Origin of the sequence: Enterobacter sp. PGRG2 (assembly GCF_030291195.1) — a bacterium.
Lineage (GTDB): Bacteria > Pseudomonadota > Gammaproteobacteria > Enterobacterales > Enterobacteriaceae > Enterobacter_D.
This window is the reverse complement of sequence record NZ_CP127837.1, coordinates 1,289,175-1,307,614: the sequence shown is the minus strand read 5'-3', so window position 1 is coordinate 1,307,614 and position 18,440 is coordinate 1,289,175. Positions and strand designations below refer to the sequence as shown.

The 18,440-nt window shown below is 55.0% G+C and carries 12 protein-coding genes, 4 tRNA genes and 3 rRNA genes; 2 read left to right on the top strand and 17 right to left on the bottom strand.

The features are described from left to right. Window positions 1-107 precede the first annotated feature (107 nt). From ilvA to ilvL, 7 genes are all read right to left on the bottom strand, one after another. Window positions 108-1,652: a threonine ammonia-lyase, biosynthetic gene (gene ilvA, locus QRD42_RS05625; RefSeq protein WP_321988370.1), complete on the bottom strand. Its 1,545-nt coding sequence runs from the start codon at window positions 1,650-1,652 to the stop codon at window positions 108-110. Between the two features lie 2 nt (window positions 1,653-1,654). Continuing rightward, window positions 1,655-3,505 carry a dihydroxy-acid dehydratase gene (ilvD, locus tag QRD42_RS05620; RefSeq protein WP_321988369.1) on the bottom strand — a complete coding sequence of 617 codons (1,851 nt, stop codon included), beginning with the start codon at window positions 3,503-3,505 and terminating at the stop codon, window positions 1,655-1,657. Between the two features lie 60 nt (window positions 3,506-3,565). Then, window positions 3,566-4,495 (bottom strand): branched-chain amino acid transaminase, encoded by a 930-nt coding sequence (locus tag QRD42_RS05615; protein WP_072571427.1) that lies wholly within the window; start codon window positions 4,493-4,495, stop codon window positions 3,566-3,568. Between the two features lie 17 nt (window positions 4,496-4,512). Continuing rightward, the gene (ilvM, locus tag QRD42_RS05610) at window positions 4,513-4,776 is read right to left on the bottom strand and encodes an acetolactate synthase 2 small subunit (RefSeq protein WP_321988368.1); all 264 of its coding nucleotides are present in this window, start codon (window positions 4,774-4,776) and stop codon (window positions 4,513-4,515) included. After that, a complete protein-coding gene (gene ilvG, locus QRD42_RS05605; RefSeq protein WP_321988366.1) occupies window positions 4,773-6,419 on the bottom strand; it encodes an acetolactate synthase 2 catalytic subunit in 1,647 nt (548 codons plus the stop codon). Before ilvG ends, ilvM begins: the two co-directional genes overlap by 4 nt. A gap of 2 nt (window positions 6,420-6,421) precedes the next feature. Further along, window positions 6,422-6,472, bottom strand: coding sequence for a peptide IlvX (gene ilvX / locus QRD42_RS19585; protein ID WP_207630130.1), 51 nt, complete (start codon window positions 6,470-6,472; stop codon window positions 6,422-6,424). Window positions 6,473-6,558: 86 nt separating this feature from the next. Next, window positions 6,559-6,657, bottom strand: a complete 99-nt coding sequence (ilvL, locus tag QRD42_RS05600; protein WP_001311244.1) for an ilv operon leader peptide — start codon at window positions 6,655-6,657, stop codon at window positions 6,559-6,561. Between the two features lie 341 nt (window positions 6,658-6,998). Here ilvL and QRD42_RS05595 point away from each other — a divergent pair, with 341 nt between their 5' ends. Continuing rightward, window positions 6,999-8,519: a YifB family Mg chelatase-like AAA ATPase gene (locus QRD42_RS05595; protein ID WP_318364600.1), complete on the top strand. Its 1,521-nt coding sequence runs from the start codon at window positions 6,999-7,001 to the stop codon at window positions 8,517-8,519. A 37-nt stretch (window positions 8,520-8,556) separates the two neighbouring features. Here QRD42_RS05595 and QRD42_RS05590 read toward each other — a convergent pair whose 3' ends face one another. Beyond that, complete coding sequence (locus QRD42_RS05590) at window positions 8,557-8,895, bottom strand: DUF413 domain-containing protein (protein WP_072571423.1); 339 nt, start codon at window positions 8,893-8,895, stop codon at window positions 8,557-8,559. Between the two features lie 106 nt (window positions 8,896-9,001). On the opposite strand from QRD42_RS05590, the gene hdfR reads away from it, so the two are divergent. Further along, entirely contained in the window at window positions 9,002-9,835 is an 834-nt protein-coding gene (hdfR, locus tag QRD42_RS05585) for an HTH-type transcriptional regulator HdfR (protein WP_318364601.1), read from the top strand. A gap of 108 nt (window positions 9,836-9,943) precedes the next feature. On the opposite strand, the gene QRD42_RS05580 is transcribed toward hdfR, so the two are convergent. The 9 genes from QRD42_RS05580 to btuB all read right to left on the bottom strand — a co-directional run bounded on the left by QRD42_RS05580 (window position 9,944) and on the right by btuB (window position 18,383). Beyond that, a tRNA-Trp gene (locus tag QRD42_RS05580) sits at window positions 9,944-10,019 on the bottom strand. 8 nt (window positions 10,020-10,027) lie between these two features. Further along, window positions 10,028-10,104: transfer RNA gene (locus QRD42_RS05575), tRNA-Asp, on the bottom strand. A 54-nt stretch (window positions 10,105-10,158) separates the two neighbouring features. After that, window positions 10,159-10,274: ribosomal RNA gene (rrf, locus tag QRD42_RS05570) — 5S ribosomal RNA — on the bottom strand. 93 nt (window positions 10,275-10,367) lie between these two features. After that, window positions 10,368-13,273, bottom strand: a 23S ribosomal RNA gene (locus QRD42_RS05565). Window positions 13,274-13,466: 193 nt separating this feature from the next. After that, window positions 13,467-13,542, bottom strand: a tRNA-Ala gene (locus QRD42_RS05560). A gap of 109 nt (window positions 13,543-13,651) precedes the next feature. Beyond that, window positions 13,652-13,728 (bottom strand) — tRNA-Ile (locus tag QRD42_RS05555). A gap of 68 nt (window positions 13,729-13,796) precedes the next feature. Next, window positions 13,797-15,336 (bottom strand): 16S ribosomal RNA (locus QRD42_RS05550). Together the 16S, 23S and 5S rRNA genes with 4 tRNA genes alongside form the textbook arrangement of a ribosomal RNA operon. Window positions 15,337-15,688: 352 nt before the next feature. Next, window positions 15,689-16,570 carry a glutamate racemase gene (gene murI, locus QRD42_RS05545; RefSeq protein ID WP_072571304.1) on the bottom strand — a complete coding sequence of 294 codons (882 nt, stop codon included), beginning with the start codon at window positions 16,568-16,570 and terminating at the stop codon, window positions 15,689-15,691. Next, window positions 16,515-18,383, bottom strand: a complete 1,869-nt coding sequence (btuB, locus tag QRD42_RS05540) for a TonB-dependent vitamin B12 receptor BtuB (protein ID WP_321988364.1) — start codon at window positions 18,381-18,383, stop codon at window positions 16,515-16,517. The genes murI and btuB overlap by 56 nt, the downstream gene beginning before the upstream one ends. Window positions 18,384-18,440 lie beyond the last annotated feature (57 nt).

Here is an 18,440-nt window from a genome sequence, read left to right as displayed (position 1 = left end):
CGCCGGATGGCGGCGCAAGCGCCTTATCCGGCCTACGTGTTCTGCGATTTACCGTTTTACACCCYTGTAGGCCTGATAAGCGCAGCGCCATCAGGCACCTCGACACATTAGCCCGCGAGGAAAAACCGAAACGCCGGGTTGTGGGTTTCGTCGTGACACTCGTAACCCAGTTCGTTCAGGCGCGTTTCGAAATCGGGTTCATGCTCGCCCAGCTCAAAGGCCGCCAGCACGCGGCCATAGTCGGTGCCGTGGCTGCGGTAGTGGAACAGCGAGATGTTCCAGTACGTCCCCAGCGTGTGCAGGAATTTCAGCAGCGCGCCGGGGGATTCCGGGAACTCAAAGCTGTAAAGCCGTTCCTTAAGCGGTTTCGACGGGCGACCGCCAACCATATAGCGCACGTGCAGTTTCGCCATCTCATCGTCAGACAGATCCACCACGCTGTAACCGCCCTCGTTCAGTAGCGCGAGTATTTCTTTGCGCTCCTCCAGGCCACGGCTTAAGCGCACGCCAACAAAAATGCAGGCGTCTTTGGCATCGGCAAACCGGTAGTTGAACTCCGTTACCGCACGTCCGCCCAGCAGCTGGCAAAATTTCAGGAAGCTACCCTTGGTTTCCGGGATGGTCACCGCCAGCAGGGCTTCACGCTGTTCCCCCAGCTCGCAACGTTCGGAAACGTAACGCAAACCGTGGAAATTGACGTTCGCACCGGACAGCACATGCGCCAGACGTTCACCGCGAATATGGTGCTGCGCGATGTATTTTTTCATCCCCGCCAGCGCCAGCGCGCCGGACGGCTCTGCCACCGCACGTACATCTTCGAACAGATCTTTCATCGCCGCGCAAATGGCATCGCTGTCGACGGTGATGATGTCGTCCAGATATTCCTGACACAGGCGGAAGGTTTCATCGCCGATACGTTTGACGGCCACGCCTTCGGCGAACAGCCCGACGCGCGGCAAATCCACCGGATGCCCGGCGTCCAGCGCGGCTTTCAGGCAGGCGGAATCCTCCGCTTCAACGGCAATCACTTTGATTTGCGGCATCAGTTGTTTGATCAGCACCGCCACACCCGCAGCCAGCCCGCCGCCGCCGACCGGCACAAAGACGCGGTCGATATGCGCGTCCTGCTGTAGCAGCTCCAGCGCCAGCGTGCCCTGACCGGCGATGACCATCGGGTGATCAAACGGCGGCACCCAGGTAAAACCCTGCTGCTGTGACAGTTCGATAGCCCGGGCTTTCGCCTCGTCAAAATTCGCGCCGTGCAGCAACACTTCGCCGCCGAACGCCCGTACCGCGTCGACTTTGATGTCGGCGGTGGCGACGGGCATCACGATCAGTGCTTTCACACCGAGACGCGAAGACGAAAAGGCCACGCCCTGGGCGTGATTGCCCGCAGACGCCGTGATCACGCCCTGCGCTTTTTGTGCTTCCGTCAGCCCGGCCATCATGGCGTATGCGCCGCGCAGCTTGAAGCTGTGCACCGGCTGGCGATCTTCGCGCTTCACCAGAATGACGTTATCCAGCCGCGAAGAGAGCTTTTCCATTTTTTGCAGCGGCGTGACCTGCGCCGCTTCATAGACAGGTGCGCGCAGCACCGCACGGAGATACTCCGCCCCGTCAGGGGCGGCAGACAGCGGTTGGGCTTCGGCCATTATCAGCCTCCCAGTTTCGATTTATCGCGCACTGCGCCTTTATCTGCACTGGTCGCGAGGCTGGCGTAGGCACGCAGCGCGAAAGAAACCTGACGCTCACGGGCTTTTGGCGTCCAGGCAGCGGCACCGCGCGCTTCTTGTGCTTCACGGCGGGCCGCCAGTTCCTGATCGCTCACCTGCAACTGGATCCCACGGTTCGGAATATCAATGGCGATGATGTCGCCATCTTCGATCAGCGCAATGTTGCCGCCGCTGGCCGCTTCCGGGGAGACGTGGCCGATGGAAAGACCGGAGGTGCCGCCGGAGAAACGGCCATCGGTGAGCAGCGCGCAGGCTTTGCCCAGACCCATGGATTTCAGGAAGCTGGTCGGATAGAGCATTTCCTGCATCCCCGGCCCGCCTTTCGGCCCTTCGTAACGGATCACAACCACGTCACCCGCCACCACTTTGCCGCCAAGAATGGCTTCTACCGCATCGTCCTGGCTTTCGTAGACTTTGGCCGGGCCGGTAAAGGTCAGGTTGCTGTCGTCCACCCCTGCGGTTTTCACGATACAGCCGTTTTCCGCGAAGTTGCCGTACAGCACCGCCAGGCCACCTTCCAGGCTGTAGGCGTGTTCAATAGAACGAATACAGCCGTTGGCGCGATCGTTGTCCAGGGTGTCCCAGCGGCAATTCTGCGAGAAGGCTTTGGTGGTGCGGATGCCTGCCGGACCGGCGCGGAACATCTCTTTCACCGAGTCATCCTGGGTGACCATCACGTCGTACTGCTCAATGGTTTGCGACAGCGTCAGACCGAGGACGTTTTTCACGTCGCGCTGCATCAGCCCGGCGCGATCCAGTTCGCCCAGAATACCGATCACGCCGCCCGCGCGGTGCACGTCTTCCATATGGTATTTCTGCGTGCTGGGGGCAACCTTGCACAGCTGCGGTACATGACGCGACAGTTTGTCGATGTCGGTCATGGTGAAGTCGATTTCCGCTTCCTGCGCCGCCGCCAGCAGGTGCAGAACGGTATTGGTAGAGCCGCCCATAGCGATATCCAGCGTCATGGCGTTTTCGAACGCGGCTTTGCTGGCGATATTGCGCGGCAGCGCGGTTTCATCGTCCTGCTCATAATAGCGTTTGGTCAGTTCAACAATGCGTTTACCGGCGTTGAGGAACAGCTGTTCGCGATCGGCGTGGGTCGCCAGCAGGGAACCGTTACCCGGCTGCGACAGACCGAGCGCTTCGGTCAGGCAGTTCATGGAGTTGGCGGTAAACATGCCGGAACAGGAGCCGCAGGTCGGACAGGCGGAGCGCTCGACCTGCTCGCTCTGCTCGTCGGAAACTTTCGGGTCTGCGCCCTGGATCATGGCATCCACCAGATCCAGTTTGATGATCTGATTGGAGAGTTTGGTTTTACCGGCTTCCATCGGGCCGCCGGAAACAAAAATCACCGGAATGTTCAGACGTAATGCCGCCATCAGCATGCCGGGGGTGATTTTGTCGCAGTTGGAAATACAGACCATGGCGTCGGCGCAGTGGGCGTTGACCATATATTCTACGGAGTCGGCGATCAGTTCACGTGATGGCAGTGAATAAAGCATGCCCCCGTGGCCCATGGCGATACCATCATCTACCGCGATGGTATTGAACTCTTTGGCGACGCCGCCTGAGGCCTCAATCTGCTCTGCAACCAGTTTACCCAGGTCGCGCAGATGAACGTGGCCCGGCACGAACTGCGTAAACGAGTTGACCACGGCAATAATCGGCTTACCGAAATCGTCATCGGTCATGCCGGTCGCGCGCCATAATGCGCGGGCGCCGGCCATATTACGGCCATGGGTGGTGGTGGCGGAACGGTACTTAGGCATGCTTTATTTACTCCCGTCTGTCAGGTATTCAGGGCGGTACGTGCCGCCCTGTCATTATGCTTATGAATTAACTTGATCCAGCCAGCCCCATTTATCTTCGGTTTCACCGGTAAAGAGGCCAAAGAATGCTTGCTGAATACGGGTGGTGACCGGACCGCGACGGCCTTCGCCCACCTGGATTTTGTCGACGCTGCGTACTGGCGTGATCTCGGCGGCGGTGCCGGACATAAACACTTCGTCAGCCAGGTAGAGGGATTCGCGGGACAGCACCTGCTCGCGCACTTCGATACCCAGATCCAGCGCCAGTTTGATGATCGCATCGCGGGTAATGCCCGGCAGCGCGGAAGAGGTGAATGGCGGGGTAAACAGAATGCCATCCTTCACTTCAAACAGGTTTTCGCCAGCGCCTTCGGAGATATAGCCGTTCACATCCAGCGCGATCCCTTCCTGATAACCGTGACGACGGGCTTCGCTGCCCACCAGCAGGGAAGAAAGATAGTTACCACCAGCTTTTGCCGCAGTCGGGATGGTGTTCGGCGCTACGCGGTTCCAGGAAGACACCATCGCGTCAATGCCCTGCTCCAGCGCTTCTGCGCCAAGGTATGCGCCCCACGGGAAGGCCGCGATGATCACATCGGTGCTGTAACCTTCCGGCGGGTTAACGCCCATGCCGACATCGCCAACAAAGACCAGCGGACGGATATAGGCGCTGGTCAGGTTGTTTTTGCGGATCACTGCGCGGCAAGCTTCCATCAGTTCATCAACGCTTTGAGAGACCGGGAAACGATAAATTTTGGCTGAATCACGCAGACGCTGCATGTGTTCGCGATGGCGGAACACCACTGGCCCTTTGTGCGAGTCGTAGCAACGGATGCCTTCGAAAACGGAAGTACCGTAGTGCAACGCGTGGGACATGACGTGAACTTTCGCGTCCTCCCAACGAATCATCTCGCCATTGGACCAAATGTAATCAGCTTTTTTTGTCGTCATTTTCTTTCCTATTGCGCTCAGGCGCTTATTTGTTGTGATGTCGTTGTACGTTGCTGGATCTCGACGCGAGCTACGTCCACCAGTTTGCTTAGCTGGCTAAACAGTAATTCGACAGACCTCGGGCTGGCAACGGTCAATTCAATATTTATGTTCTGCGGATCGGCGGCGGTTTCCATGTTCATCGCACAAACCTGGAAGCCACGATGACGCACTACGCGTAAAACGCGCTCTAATGTTTCCGGATTAAAGCGGGCCTGCACGGCGAGTTGATGTTGCATCATGATAATTTCTCCAGCATTTGTGAGTTACTGGCGCCGGGCGGCACCAGAGGCCAGACGTTTTCCAGTTCGTCGATTGTGACATGAAGCAGATAAGGCCCTTCGCTTGCGAGCAGGGTGTCGATCGCCGCTTCAACCTGGTCTTTACGGGTGATGTGCTGGCCGGGGATGCCAAAGGCGCGGGCCAGCATGAGGAAATCGGGGTTATCGGTCAGGGTCGTTTCGCTGTAACGCTCCTGGAAAAACAGCTGCTGCCACTGGCGAACCATGCCTAAGCGCTGGTTATCGAGTAAGACAATCTTCAGCGGCAACTGTTTGCGTTTTACGGTGCCCAGCTCCTGAACATTCATCATGAAGGAGCCGTCACCGGAGATACAGATCACCGTATCATCCGGACGGGCGATTTGCGCCCCGACCGCCGCCGGCAGGCCAAAGCCCATGGTTCCCAGCCCGCTGGAGGTAATAAAGTTCTCCGGGCGGCTGTAGGTCATATGTTGCGCCGACCACATCTGGTGCTGGCCCACATCCGTGGTCACCACGCTCTCTTTTGGCTTACGATCGGACAACTGCTTTAACAGCAGCGGCGCGTAAATCGCCTCGCCAGGATGGTCGTAACGCCAGGCGTGTTCGCGGCGCAGATCAGCGGTGTACTCACGCCATTCGGTGATATTCAGGGGCTGCTGTAAGGCGTTCAGCAAGGCGGTTAAATCCCCCTGCAGGGCAACATGCGCCTGACGCAGCTTGTTCATTTCCGCCGGATCGATGTCCATATGAATGACGCTGGCGTGCGGGGCAAAGGTGTTCAGCTTGCCGGTCACGCGATCATCAAAGCGCGCGCCCACGGCGATCAGCAGATCGCACTCCTGCACCGCCAGGTTCGCCGCTTTGGTGCCGTGCATTCCCAGCATGCCGAGATACCACGGATAATCCGCCTCAACCGCGCCCAGGCCTTTCAGCGTGCAGGCAACCGGAATTTGAGTAGCCGTAGCAAAGTCACGCAGCGCGGGAACCGCCTGCGCCATACCCACGCCACCACCGACGTAGAGCATTGGTTTTTTTGCCTGCGCCAGCATCTGCCGCGCCTGCTCCACGTCGTCCTGCGGGAAGGTTTCTTCTGCTTCAACGGTAGAGAAATGCGGCTCAAGATGACCGGAGGCCAGCTGGATGTCTTTAGGGATGTCGATCAATACCGGGCCGGGGCGACCCGAACTGGCAACCTGGAAAGCTTCTGCCATTACGCGCGGCAGCTCATCCAGCGACTGCACCAGAAAGCTGTGTTTGGTGCAGGCCAGCGATAAGCCAATCACATCCACTTCCTGAAACGCATCGGTACCAATAAACGGGGCAGCAACCTGGCCGGTGATGGCGACAACGGGAACGGAATCGAGTAACGCATCGGCGAGGCCGGTGATCAGGTTAGTCGCGCCAGGGCCGGAGGTGGCGATACAGACACCAGTTTTACCGGTGGCGCGCGCGTAACCGATGGCCGCCATCGCCGCGCCCTGCTCGTGACGGCACAACAGGTGTTCCACGCCGCCGTCATACAATGCATCGTAAACCGGCATAATTGCGCCACCCGGATAACCGAATACGGTTTCAACTCCTTGTGCCCGCAAAGCATGTACTACCCACTGTGCTCCATTCATAGTTACTTCCCCGTCGTAAATCGTGAGAAACAGAATTTTATGCTACTACTCATTCTTTGCTCCTCGTGGATGTTTTAAAGTCATAAAAAAACCCCCGGACCTTTCGGTGCGGGGGTCTTAGTTCGTTAAGGCTTGATTTCTAAGCCTTTCCTCGTCCAAGTGCAGCCCCGCACGGTGGGATAATAATCACCACCACGCTAATCACGACCAGGCTAATCACTCGTAGAAGGGCTGTCATTTTATATACTTTCTGGCTTCTTGTTCGAAGGAATACCTAAAGAGGTATCACAGACAGCGCGTAAAAGACAAGATTTATTTATATGGTAATTTTTCAGCCTGCCGAAGATTTTAAAAAAAGCCATTGTTTTATATAGCGAAATCATCATGTGAGAATAATTCAATTTGTCGCGTCATCATCTTCCCTTCTGGCTCGCATAGCGATATATGCGAGGCGCGTTCCAGCGTGAAAGTGCAAAAACGGTAACGAATAAAAACGTGCTGAATGCGCCGCGCAGGATACGGTTTTGCCAGGTGCTGCAACAAATTGCTCCGGCCATAATCGCCTCTCAAGGAGGGATCATGTCATTGTCAGTTATCTACACACGCGCAGCATTAGGGGTGACGGCACCGCTGATTACGGTGGAAGTGCATCTCAGCAATGGGCTTCCCGGCCTGACGATGGTGGGGCTGCCGGAAACCACGGTGAAAGAGGCGCGCGATCGGGTACGCAGCGCAATCATAAACAGTGGTTATCAGTTCCCCGCACGGAAGATCACTATTAACCTTGCGCCCGCCGATCTGCCCAAGGAAGGCGGGCGATATGATTTACCTATCGCTGTCGCGCTTCTGGCGGCTTCTGAGCAGCTTACGACCACTAAGCTGAGCCAGTATGAGTTTGTAGGAGAACTGGCGCTTACAGGCGCGCTGCGTGGCGTTCCCGGCGCAATTTCCGCCGCGATGGAGGCTATCAAAGCGGGCAGGAAGATTATTGTCGCTGCTGATAACGAAGCTGAAGTGAGCTTACTCGGCTCATCAGATTGCCTGGTTGCCGGACATTTACTGGAGGTTTGTGCTTTTCTGGAAGGGAAAAATACTCTCCGCCATCCTGAACAGACCATTAATGACGAATTCCCGACAGAGAGCGATCTCAGCGACGTCATCGGTCAGGATCAGGGGAAGCGTGCGCTGGAAGTGACAGCTGCGGGCGGTCATAATTTGCTGCTGATTGGCCCGCCTGGCACAGGCAAAACCATGCTCGCCAGCCGTCTTACCGGGATCCTGCCGCCGCTCAATAATCATGAAGCGCTGGAAAGCGCGGCTATTCTGAGCCTGGTCAATGCTGCGGTCCTTAAAAAACACTGGCGGCGCAGACCTTTCCGCTCACCCCATCACAGTGCGTCATTAACAGCGATGGTGGGCGGCGGGACGATCCCTGCTCCGGGCGAGATCTCGCTTGCTCATAACGGCATTTTGTTTCTCGATGAATTACCGGAGTTTGAGCGCCGGGTGCTGGATGCACTGCGGGAGCCGGTTGAATCCGGTCAGATTAATATTTCGCGCACGCGGGCGAAAGTGACCTATCCCGCCAGCTTTCAACTCATAGCTGCGATGAATCCCAGCCCGACCGGTCATTATCAGGGGAACCATAACCGCTCAACGCCGGAGCAGACGCTACGCTATTTGGGCAAACTGTCAGGGCCTTTTCTTGATCGTTTTGACTTGTCGCTGGAGATCCCGCTACCGCCGCCCGGCGTGCTGAGCCAGGCAAGCGGCCAGGGCGAACGCAGCGAAAGCGTGCGTGCCCGAGTAGTGAGCGCGCGTGAACGTCAGTACGCTCGCCAGCAGAAGCTGAACAGCCGCCTGGAAAGTGGTGAAATGCGGGAATATTGCCAGTTGAGCGCCGGGGATGCGCACTGGCTGGAAGAGACGCTTACGCTGCTGGGGCTGTCGGTACGGGCATGGCAGCGCTTGTTAAAGGTAGCGCGTACGCTCGCGGATCTTGAGGAGCAGAAAAGTATTCAGCGGCGGCATTTACAGGAAGCGCTAAGCTATCGCGCCATTGATCGGTTACTTATCCATTTACAGAAGATGTTGGGTTAGCGATGGAAATAAAAAAGGGGCTTTACGCCCCTTTTCTTTAATCTTCAGACTCAGTGTAGTCTTCTGTGCCTTCAACCTGCGGTTTACCGCCGGAGAGCGTATGGAAACGCTTAGGACGCTTAATACGTGTCATGTATTTACTCCAGACACGTTCTGCTTCCGTTACCGGCTCGCGCTGACCGCGGCATACGGCAACAAACTGAACTTCTTCTTCAGTTGCAGGCTCACGCTTGCCGAGATCCAGTTCATTGAAGGCGTATCCGTGGCGCTCCAGCAACTGGGCTTCTTTGATGGTGAAGTCACCATGACGCGAGAACCCACGTGGATAGTATTTATTGTCGAAAAAACGATTCGTCGTCGTAAAGCTTTCCGCCATCCTGCACGCTCCTAATTCTTTGGCCGAGCTATTTATGGCGCGGAGTATTAGTTACGCTTGACAGAGTGTAAAACAAAACATTTAAATCATAACGACAAATAAATTTGTGGAGAAAGCTGTGGATACGGAATTGTTAAAAACTTTCCTGGAAGTCAGCAGGACTCGCCACTTTGGTCGCGCTGCGGAAGCGCTGTACTTGACGCAATCGGCGGTCAGTTTTCGGATCCGTCAGTTAGAGAACCAGCTCGGTGTGAATCTTTTCACCCGTCATCGCAACAACATACGGCTGACGCCAGCCGGGGAAAAGCTGTTGCCTTATGCAGAAACGTTAATGAGTACGTGGCAGGCGGCACGCAAAGAGGTAGCGCATACCTCACGTCACAATGAGCTGTCCATCGGCGCCAGTGCGTCGTTATGGGAGTGTATGCTCAACGGCTGGTTAAGCCGCCTGTATCAGTCACAGAAGAATTTGCAGTTTGAAGCGCGGATCGCGCAACGGCAGTCGCTGGTGAAGCAGTTACACGAAAGACAACTGGACCTGCTCATCACCACGGAAGCGCCCAAGATGGATGAATTCAGCAGTCAGTTGCTGGGGCACTTCACGCTTGCGCTCTACTGTGCAGCGGCGGGTAAGACGAAATCCAGCCTGAATTATCTGCGCCTGGAATGGGGGCCTGATTTTCAGCAGCATGAGGCAGGGCTTATTAACAGCGATGATATTCCGCTGTTAACGACCAGCTCCGCTGAGATCGCCCGTCAGCAACTGGCCGCGCTTGAGGGATACACCTGGCTGCCGGTGTCGTGGGCCAATAACCAGGCGGATCTGCATACCGTCACTGATAGTCTGACGCTTTCACGACCGCTGTATGCCATCTGGTTACAGAACAGCGATAAGCAGAGTCATATCAAGGATCTGCTCAAAATCAACGTACTGGAGTAAGAAAACATGTGCAGGGACGCCATGTTTTTATCGTCAGAAGGGAAAAAATCAAAGAGGGGATAAATTGCAGGCAAAAAAAATCCTTTGCCGAAGCAAAGGATAATTTTCTGGCAGGGGCGGAGAGACTCGAACTCCCAACACCCGGTTTTGGAGACCGGTGCTCTACCAATTGAACTACGCCCCTAATTAGGGTGGCGGAACGGACGGGACTCGAACCCGCGACCCCCTGCGTGACAGGCAGGTATTCTAACCGACTGAACTACCGCTCCACCGAATTTCTTTACAACCACCGGCTGTCACCCCGGTTTACTGCTTAATTTGATGCCTGGCAGTTCCCTACTCTCGCATGGGGAGACCCCACACTACCATCGGCGCTACGGCGTTTCACTTCTGAGTTCGGCATGGGGTCAGGTGGGACCGCCGCGCTAGTGCCGCCAGGCAAATTCTGTCTGTCTAACGCCCTGCGGCATTAAACAYTAATCTGTATCAGCTGAAAATCTCTCAAATCACGCCAAAACATCTTCGGCGTTGTAAGGTTAAGCCTCACGGTTCATTAGTACCGGTTAGCTCAACGCATCGCTGCGCTTACACACCCGGCCTATCAACGTCGTCGTCTTCAACGTTCCTTCAGGACCCTTAAAGGGTCAGGGAGAACTCATCTCGGGGCAAGTTTCGTGCTTAGATGCTTTCAGCACTTATCTCTTCCGCATTTAGCTACCGGGCAATGCCATTGGCATGACAACCCGAACACCAGTGATGCGTCCACTCCGGTCCTCTCGTACTAGGAGCAGCCCCCCTCAATTCTCCAGCGCCCACGGCAGATAGGGACCGAACTGTCTCACGACGTTCTAAACCCAGCTCGCGTACCACTTTAAATGGCGAACAGCCATACCCTTGGGACCTACTTCAGCCCCAGGATGTGATGAGCCGACATCGAGGTGCCAAACACCGCCGTCGATATGAACTCTTGGGCGGTATCAGCCTGTTATCCCCGGAGTACCTTTTATCCGTTGAGCGATGGCCCTTCCATTCAGAACCACCGGATCACTATGACCTGCTTTCGCACCTGCTCGCGCCGTCACGCTCGCAGTCAAGCTAGCTTATGCCATTGCACTAACCTCCTGATGTCCGACCAGGATTAGCTAACCTTCGTGCTCCTCCGTTACGCTTTAGGAGGAGACCGCCCCAGTCAAACTACCCACCAGACACTGTCCGCAACCCGGATTACGGGTCCACGTTAGAACACCAGCCATTAAAGGGTGGTATTTCAAGGATGGCTCCACGCAGACTGGCGTCCACGCTTCAAAGCCTCCCACCTATCCTACACATCAAGGACCAGTGTTCAGTGTCAAGCTATAGTAAAGGTTCACGGGGTCTTTCCGTCTTGCCGCGGGTACACTGCATCTTCACAGCGATTTCAATTTCACTGAGTCTCGGGTGGAGACAGCCTGGCCATCATTACGCCATTCGTGCAGGTCGGAACTTACCCGACAAGGAATTTCGCTACCTTAGGACCGTTATAGTTACGGCCGCCGTTTACCGGGGCTTCGATCAAGAGCTTCGCGTTGCCGCTAACCCCATCAATTAACCTTCCGGCACCGGGCAGGCGTCACACCGTATACGTCCACTTTCGTGTTTGCACAGTGCTGTGTTTTTAATAAACAGTTGCAGCCAGCTGGTATCTTCGACTGGTTTCAGCTCCGCGAGCAAGTCGCTTCACCTACGCACCAGCGTGCCTTCTCCCGAAGTTACGGCACCATTTTGCCTAGTTCCTTCACCCGAGTTCTCTCAAGCGCCTTGGTATTCTCTACCTGACCACCTGTGTCGGTTTGGGGTACGATTCTGTGTTACCTGATGCTTAGAGGCTTTTCCTGGAAGCAGGGCATTTGTCACTTCAGCACCGTAGTGCCTCGTCGTCACGCCTCAGTGTTAAAGTGAACCGGATTTACCTGGAACACACACCTACACGCTTAAACCGGGACAACCGTCGCCCGGCCAACATAGCCTTCTCCGTCCCCCCTTCGCAGTAACACCGAGTACAGGAATATTAACCTGTTTCCCATCGACTACGCCTTTCGGCCTCGCCTTAGGGGTCGACTCACCCTGCCCCGATTAACGTTGGACAGGAACCCTTGGTCTTCCGGCGAGCGGGTTTTTCACCCGCTTTATCGTTACTTATGTCAGCATTCGCACTTCTGATACCTCCAGCAGACCTCACAGTCCACCTTCAACGGCTTACAGAACGCTCCCCTACCCAACAACACATAGTGTCGCTGCCGCAGCTTCGGTGCATGGTTTAGCCCCGTTACATCTTCCGCGCAGGCCGACTCGACCAGTGAGCTATTACGCTTTCTTTAAATGATGGCTGCTTCTAAGCCAACATCCTGGCTGTCTGTGCCTTCCCACATCGTTTCCCACTTAACCATGACTTTGGGACCTTAGCTGGCGGTCTGGGTTGTTTCCCTCTTCACGACGGACGTTAGCACCCGCCGTGTGTCTCCCGTGATAACATTCTTCGGTATTCGCAGTTTGCATCGGGTTGGTAAGTCGGGATGACCCCCTAGCCGAAACAGTGCTCTACCCCCGAAGATGAATTCACGAGGCGCTACCTAAATAGCTTTCGGGGAGAACCAGCTATCTCCCGGTTTGATTGGCCTTTCACCCCCAGCCACAAGTCATCCGCTAATTTTTCAACATTAGTCGGTTCGGTCCTCCAGTTAGTGTTACCCAACCTTCAACCTGCCCATGGCTAGATCACCGGGTTTCGGGTCTATACCCTGCAACTTAACGCCCAGTTAAGACTCGGTTTCCCTTCGGCTCCCCTATACGGTTAACCTTGCTACAGAATATAAGTCGCTGACCCATTATACAAAAGGTACGCAGTCACCCCATAAAGAGGCTCCCACTGCTTGTACGTACACGGTTTCAGGTTCTGTTTCACTCCCCTCGCCGGGGTTCTTTTCGCCTTTCCCTCACGGTACTGGTTCACTATCGGTCAGTCAGGAGTATTTAGCCTTGGAGGATGGTCCCCCCATATTCAGACAGGATACCACGTGTCCCGCCCTACTCTTCGAACTCACAACATATGCATTTTTGTGTACGGGAGTATCACCCTGTACCCTGCGACTTTCCAGACGCTTCCACTAACACACATGCTGATTCAGGTTCTGGGCTCCTCCCCGTTCGCTCGCCGCTACTGGGGGAATCTCGGTTGATTTCTTTTCCTCGGGGTACTTAGATGTTTCAGTTCCCCCGGTTCGCCTCATGCCACTATGTATTCATGACATGATAGTGCAACGGATTGCACTGGGTTTCCCCATTCGGGTATCGCCGGTTATAACGGTTCATATCACCTTACCGGCGCTTATCGCAGATTAGCACGCCCTTCATCGCCTCTGACTGCCAGGGCATCCACCGTGTACGCTTAGTCGCTTAACCTCACAACCCGAAGATGTTTCACTTCTGATTGCGAAAATTTGAGAGACTCGAACACGCCATTTTTCTTTTCTTATTACGGAGAAAAGAAACAGCGTGTCGTTTCAATTTTCAGCTTGATCCAGATTTTTAAAGAGCAAAACTTCGCAGCGCACCTTTTCAGGTACACTCTGAAGTTTTCTTGTTGAGCAGAGTATGGTGGAGCTATGCGGGATCGAACCGCAGACCTCCTGCGTGCAAGGCAGGCGCTCTCCCAGCTGAGCTATAGCCCCATACAGATGTAGTCAAACCTCAACCCTAATTCGTTTCCGATCGAGGCGTGGTTAAGTTTAAGCATACTCATGTATGCGAACTTTGCCACCACAAAGTACGGAGCGAATTTGGTAGGCCTGAGTGGACTTGAACCACCGACCTCACCCTTATCAGGGGTGCGCTCTAACCACCTGAGCTACAAGCCTGTAGAGGTTTTACTGCTCATTTTTCATCAGACAATCTGTGTGGACACTGCAAGGCAGGTTCTTTCAGGTAAGGAGGTGATCCAACCGCAGGTTCCCCTACGGTTACCTTGTTACGACTTCACCCCAGTCATGAATCACAAAGTGGTAAGCGCCCTCCCGAAGGTTAAGCTACCTACTTCTTTTGCAACCCACTCCCATGGTGTGACGGGCGGTGTGTACAAGGCCCGGGAACGTATTCACCGTGGCATTCTGATCCACGATTACTAGCGATTCCGACTTCACGGAGTCGAGTTGCAGACTCCGATCCGGACTACGACATACTTTATGAGGTCCGCTTGCTCTCGCGAGGTCGCTTCTCTTTGTATATGCCATTGTAGCACGTGTGTAGCCCTACTCGTAAGGGCCATGATGACTTGACGTCATCCCCACCTTCCTCCAGTTTATCACTGGCAGTCTCCTTTGAGTTCCCGGCCGGACCGCTGGCAACAAAGGATAAGGGTTGCGCTCGTTGCGGGACTTAACCCAACATTTCACAACACGAGCTGACGACAGCCATGCAGCACCTGTCTCAGAGTTCCCGAAGGCACCAAAGCATCTCTGCTAAGTTCTCTGGATGTCAAGAGTAGGTAAGGTTCTTCGCGTTGCATCGAATTAAACCACATGCTCCACCGCTTGTGCGGGCCCCCGTCAATTCATTTGAGTTTTAACCTTGCGGCCGTACTCCCCAGGCGGTCGACTTAACGCGTTAGCTCCGGAAGCCACGCCTCAAGGGCACAACCTCCAAGTCGACATCGTTTACAGCGTGGACTACCAGGGTATCTAATCCTGTTTGCTCCCCACGCTTTCGCACCTGAGCGTCAGTCTTTGTCCAGGGGGCCGCCTTCGCCACCGGTATTCCTCCAGATCTCTACGCATTTCACCGCTACACCTGGAATTCTACCCCCCTCTACAAGACTCAAGCCTGCCAGTTTCGGATGCAGTTCCCAGGTTGAGCCCGGGGATTTCACATCCGACTTGACAGACCGCCTGCGTGCGCTTTACGCCCAGTAATTCCGATTAACGCTTGCACCCTCCGTATTACCGCGGCTGCTGGCACGGAGTTAGCCGGTGCTTCTTCTGCGGGTAACGTCAATTGCTGTGGTTATTAACCACAACACCTTCCTCCCCGCTGAAAGTACTTTACAACCCGAAGGCCTTCTTCATACACGCGGCATGGCTGCATCAGGCTTGCGCCCATTGTGCAATATTCCCCACTGCTGCCTCCCGTAGGAGTCTGGACCGTGTCTCAGTTCCAGTGTGGCTGGTCATCCTCTCAGACCAGCTAGGGATCGTCGCCTAGGTGAGCCGTTACCCCACCTACTAGCTAATCCCATCTGGGCACATCTGATGGCAAGAGGCCCGAAGGTCCCCCTCTTTGGTCTTGCGACGTTATGCGGTATTAGCTACCGTTTCCAGTAGTTATCCCCCTCCATCAGGCAGTTTCCCAGACATTACTCACCCGTCCGCCGCTCGTCACCCGAGAGCAAGCTCTCTGTGCTACCGCTCGACTTGCATGTGTTAGGCCTGCCGCCAGCGTTCAATCTGAGCCATGATCAAACTCTTCAATTTAAGTTTGATGCTCGTGAATTAAACTTCGTAATGAATTACGTATGTTCACTCCAGAGACTTGGTATTCATTTAGCGTCCGAAGACGTTTAAGAATCCATGTCCTTGAGTGCCCACACAGATTGTCTGATAAATTGTTAAAGAGCAGTTGCGACGCGCTTTRGCGCTCTGTCGCGAGGTCMCGTATAATACGTTTTCCTCATTCAGAGTCAAGCGATTATTTTGCTTTTCTCTGCCGGTCATTCCCGGAGGAAGACCTTCTGACCCGGTGGCCTGTAAGCCGTTGTTCCGTGTCAGTGGTGGCGCATTATAGGGAGTTATTCCGGGCTGACAACCCCTAAATTCAAAAAATTTATCAACCGTCTCTTTTTTGCTCAAAAACGTCCTGAACCGCCAGTTTTTCGAGCATTTTGAAGCCATAGCGCTGCAAAACGGGCAGTAATTGTACGGCTTCAGGCGTGGCCTCCATACAGAACGCGATATTTTCATCCGCCGATTTCGCATCTGGCGCGTCATGCTCTAATAGCCAGACCGTGCGGCGCGCAATGGCCGCACCGGAATCCACCAGCCGGGTGCCGTCAGGTAAAACCTGTAGCAGCTCCTCGCGCAGCAGGGGGAAATGCGTACAGCCTAACACCACGGTATCCGGCGGTTCCGGCATCCGCAGCCACGGGCGCAGAATGCGCTTCAGGTTTTCAAGCGGAACAGGCTTACCGTGCAGCTTGGCTTCCGCCAGCTCAACCAGCTCTGATGAACCCAGCATTTCGATATGGCATTCATTCGCGAAACGCTGGATGAGTTCATGCGTATAAGGACGCTTTACCGTGCCGCGCGTTGCCAGTAAGCCGACAATGCCGTTAGCTGTCAGTCGCGCCGCAGGTTTGATGGCGGGAACCACTCCCACAACCGGGAACTGGAATTTTTCGCGCAGAGCAGGAAGGGAAACGGTGCTGGCGGTGTTGCAGGCAATGATGGCCATTGCCAGGGGATAGCGCGCCTGAACAGCAGTGACAATGTTCAGCACCCGCTCCACGATAAAGGCTTCGCTTTTTTCCCCGTAAGGGAAAGCCACATTATCGAAGGCATAAATGTAATGCAGATCCGGCAGCAGTTGCCGGATCTCATCATAGACCGATAACCCACCGACGCCGGAGTCAAACACCAGCACGGTAGGTTTGAGGTCAGAAGGTGTAGCTGCCAGACAAGTTGTATTCTCGTCCTGCAGTTTGGTAGCCATAAGCTGTCTCGTAATCTTTATCGAACAGGTTAGCTATTTTACCACGAACTGTAAGATGAGAGGTGACAGGATATGACGCTGTGACATCCACGGTGCTGTAACTCGGCAGCCTTTGCTGCACGTTATTGTACTCCGAGGTATTGTTGTCATAACGCTTGCCAAAATATTGCCAGGAAACGTCCATACCTACGTCAAACATCGTCCAGTCGAGCTGATACTTCGCCTGCTGCCGGGAACGGCGCGCCAGCACTTCATCGTTTTCATCATTACGCGGATCGACATATTGCAGCGTCACGCGATGGTTGAAAATGCCGGTATCGAAACTCCCCGTCCATTCCACGCCTTTAATGGTGGCAGAGTTAATGTTGTCGTACGCGCCGGCAAAGGTCACAGGATCGGAATAGTAGGTGATCAGATTGCTGATTTCGTAACGATAGGCCGACAGACGCCAGTCCAGCGGCCCGGTCAGGCCTTCAAGCCCCGCCTCCCACTGCTTTGACTCTTCCGGCTTCAGATTCGGGTTGGAATCAATACCGAAACGGGTTGAGCCGAACTGCTGCCCCAGCGACGGCGCGAGGAACCCTGTACCGTAGGAAAGGGTTAAGCGGTAATCCTCAACAAACTCCCAGCCTGCGGCAGTCTGCCAGGTACCGTGCCAGCCAAACTGCTCATCATGATCTTCACGACCAGAGGCTTCCAGCGTCACGTCGCCAAACTGCTGCTGCCCGGTAAGATACAGACCGGTATCATCACGCTTATAGGTATCTGACGTTGCGGTATCGGAAGACGTCAGGCGTTGCTGCTGCCAGTCGACGCCGCCGCTCACCGAGCCATGGCCGACGATAAAGTTATTACCCCATTGCAGATTTCGCTGCTCCAGACGGTCCAGCGAAGAGCCGTCCTGATAACGGCCATAAATGCTGCTGTAGTTGTAATCTTTGATTTTCTGATAGCTGGCAATGAGCTGCGAAGAGTAAATGCCGGAGTGATATTCCAGCCCGGTATCCCAGGTCTGGTTATAAAGCTGATTTTCATCGGCACTGTAAGCTGGCATGAACGGCGGGCTGCCAAGATCGTAATCGACGTTATTGGCATAGCTGTGGCCACGGAAGAAGCCGTTGAAGTTGTCGTTAAACTTATGCTCGACGCTGCCCCAGAACGTTTTGTTGTGGTAGCCGTCGCGGTCATTGTCGTGATCCCAGCTGGAGCCAGGCTGCACATTAAAGCCACGGGTACTTTCGTAAGAACCTGCCAGCGTCGCCAGGGTATCGCCGAAACGCTGACGCAGCGCGCCATCGTACTGCTGATAGCCTTTCGAGCCTACGCTGGCGGTAATTTTCGACTGTTCTTCATCGCTACGGGTAATGACGTTAATCACGCCCCCCATCGCGCCGGAACCATAAATCGCCGAACGCGGACCGCGAATGTATTCGATACGCTGCACCAGGGACACCGGAATTTGGTTGAGATCGGGATTATTAGTGATGCCTGGTCGCCCCATCGGGATACCATCCACCAGCACCAGCACCTGTCGCCCTTCGGTACCGCGAACGTACAGCGTGGAGTTTTGTTTCATCCCGCCGTTCTGCGCAATATCCACGCCCGGTAAACGACGCATCACATCATTGAGGGTTTTTGCCTGCCAGCGGTCAATCTCTTCACGGGTCACAACATCCGTAGGTGCCAGTACCGTGCCAACGGGCTGCTGAAAACGATTTGCGGTGACGACAACGTTGTCCGGGTTGCTATCCTGCGCCCAGCCAGAAAATGCCGTGACGGAGAGCGCCGTCAGCAGCGAAGTTTTTTTAATCATTGTTAAAGCATCCACAATATAAGAAGGATGCCGCAGGCCCCATCGATAGCACGCGAT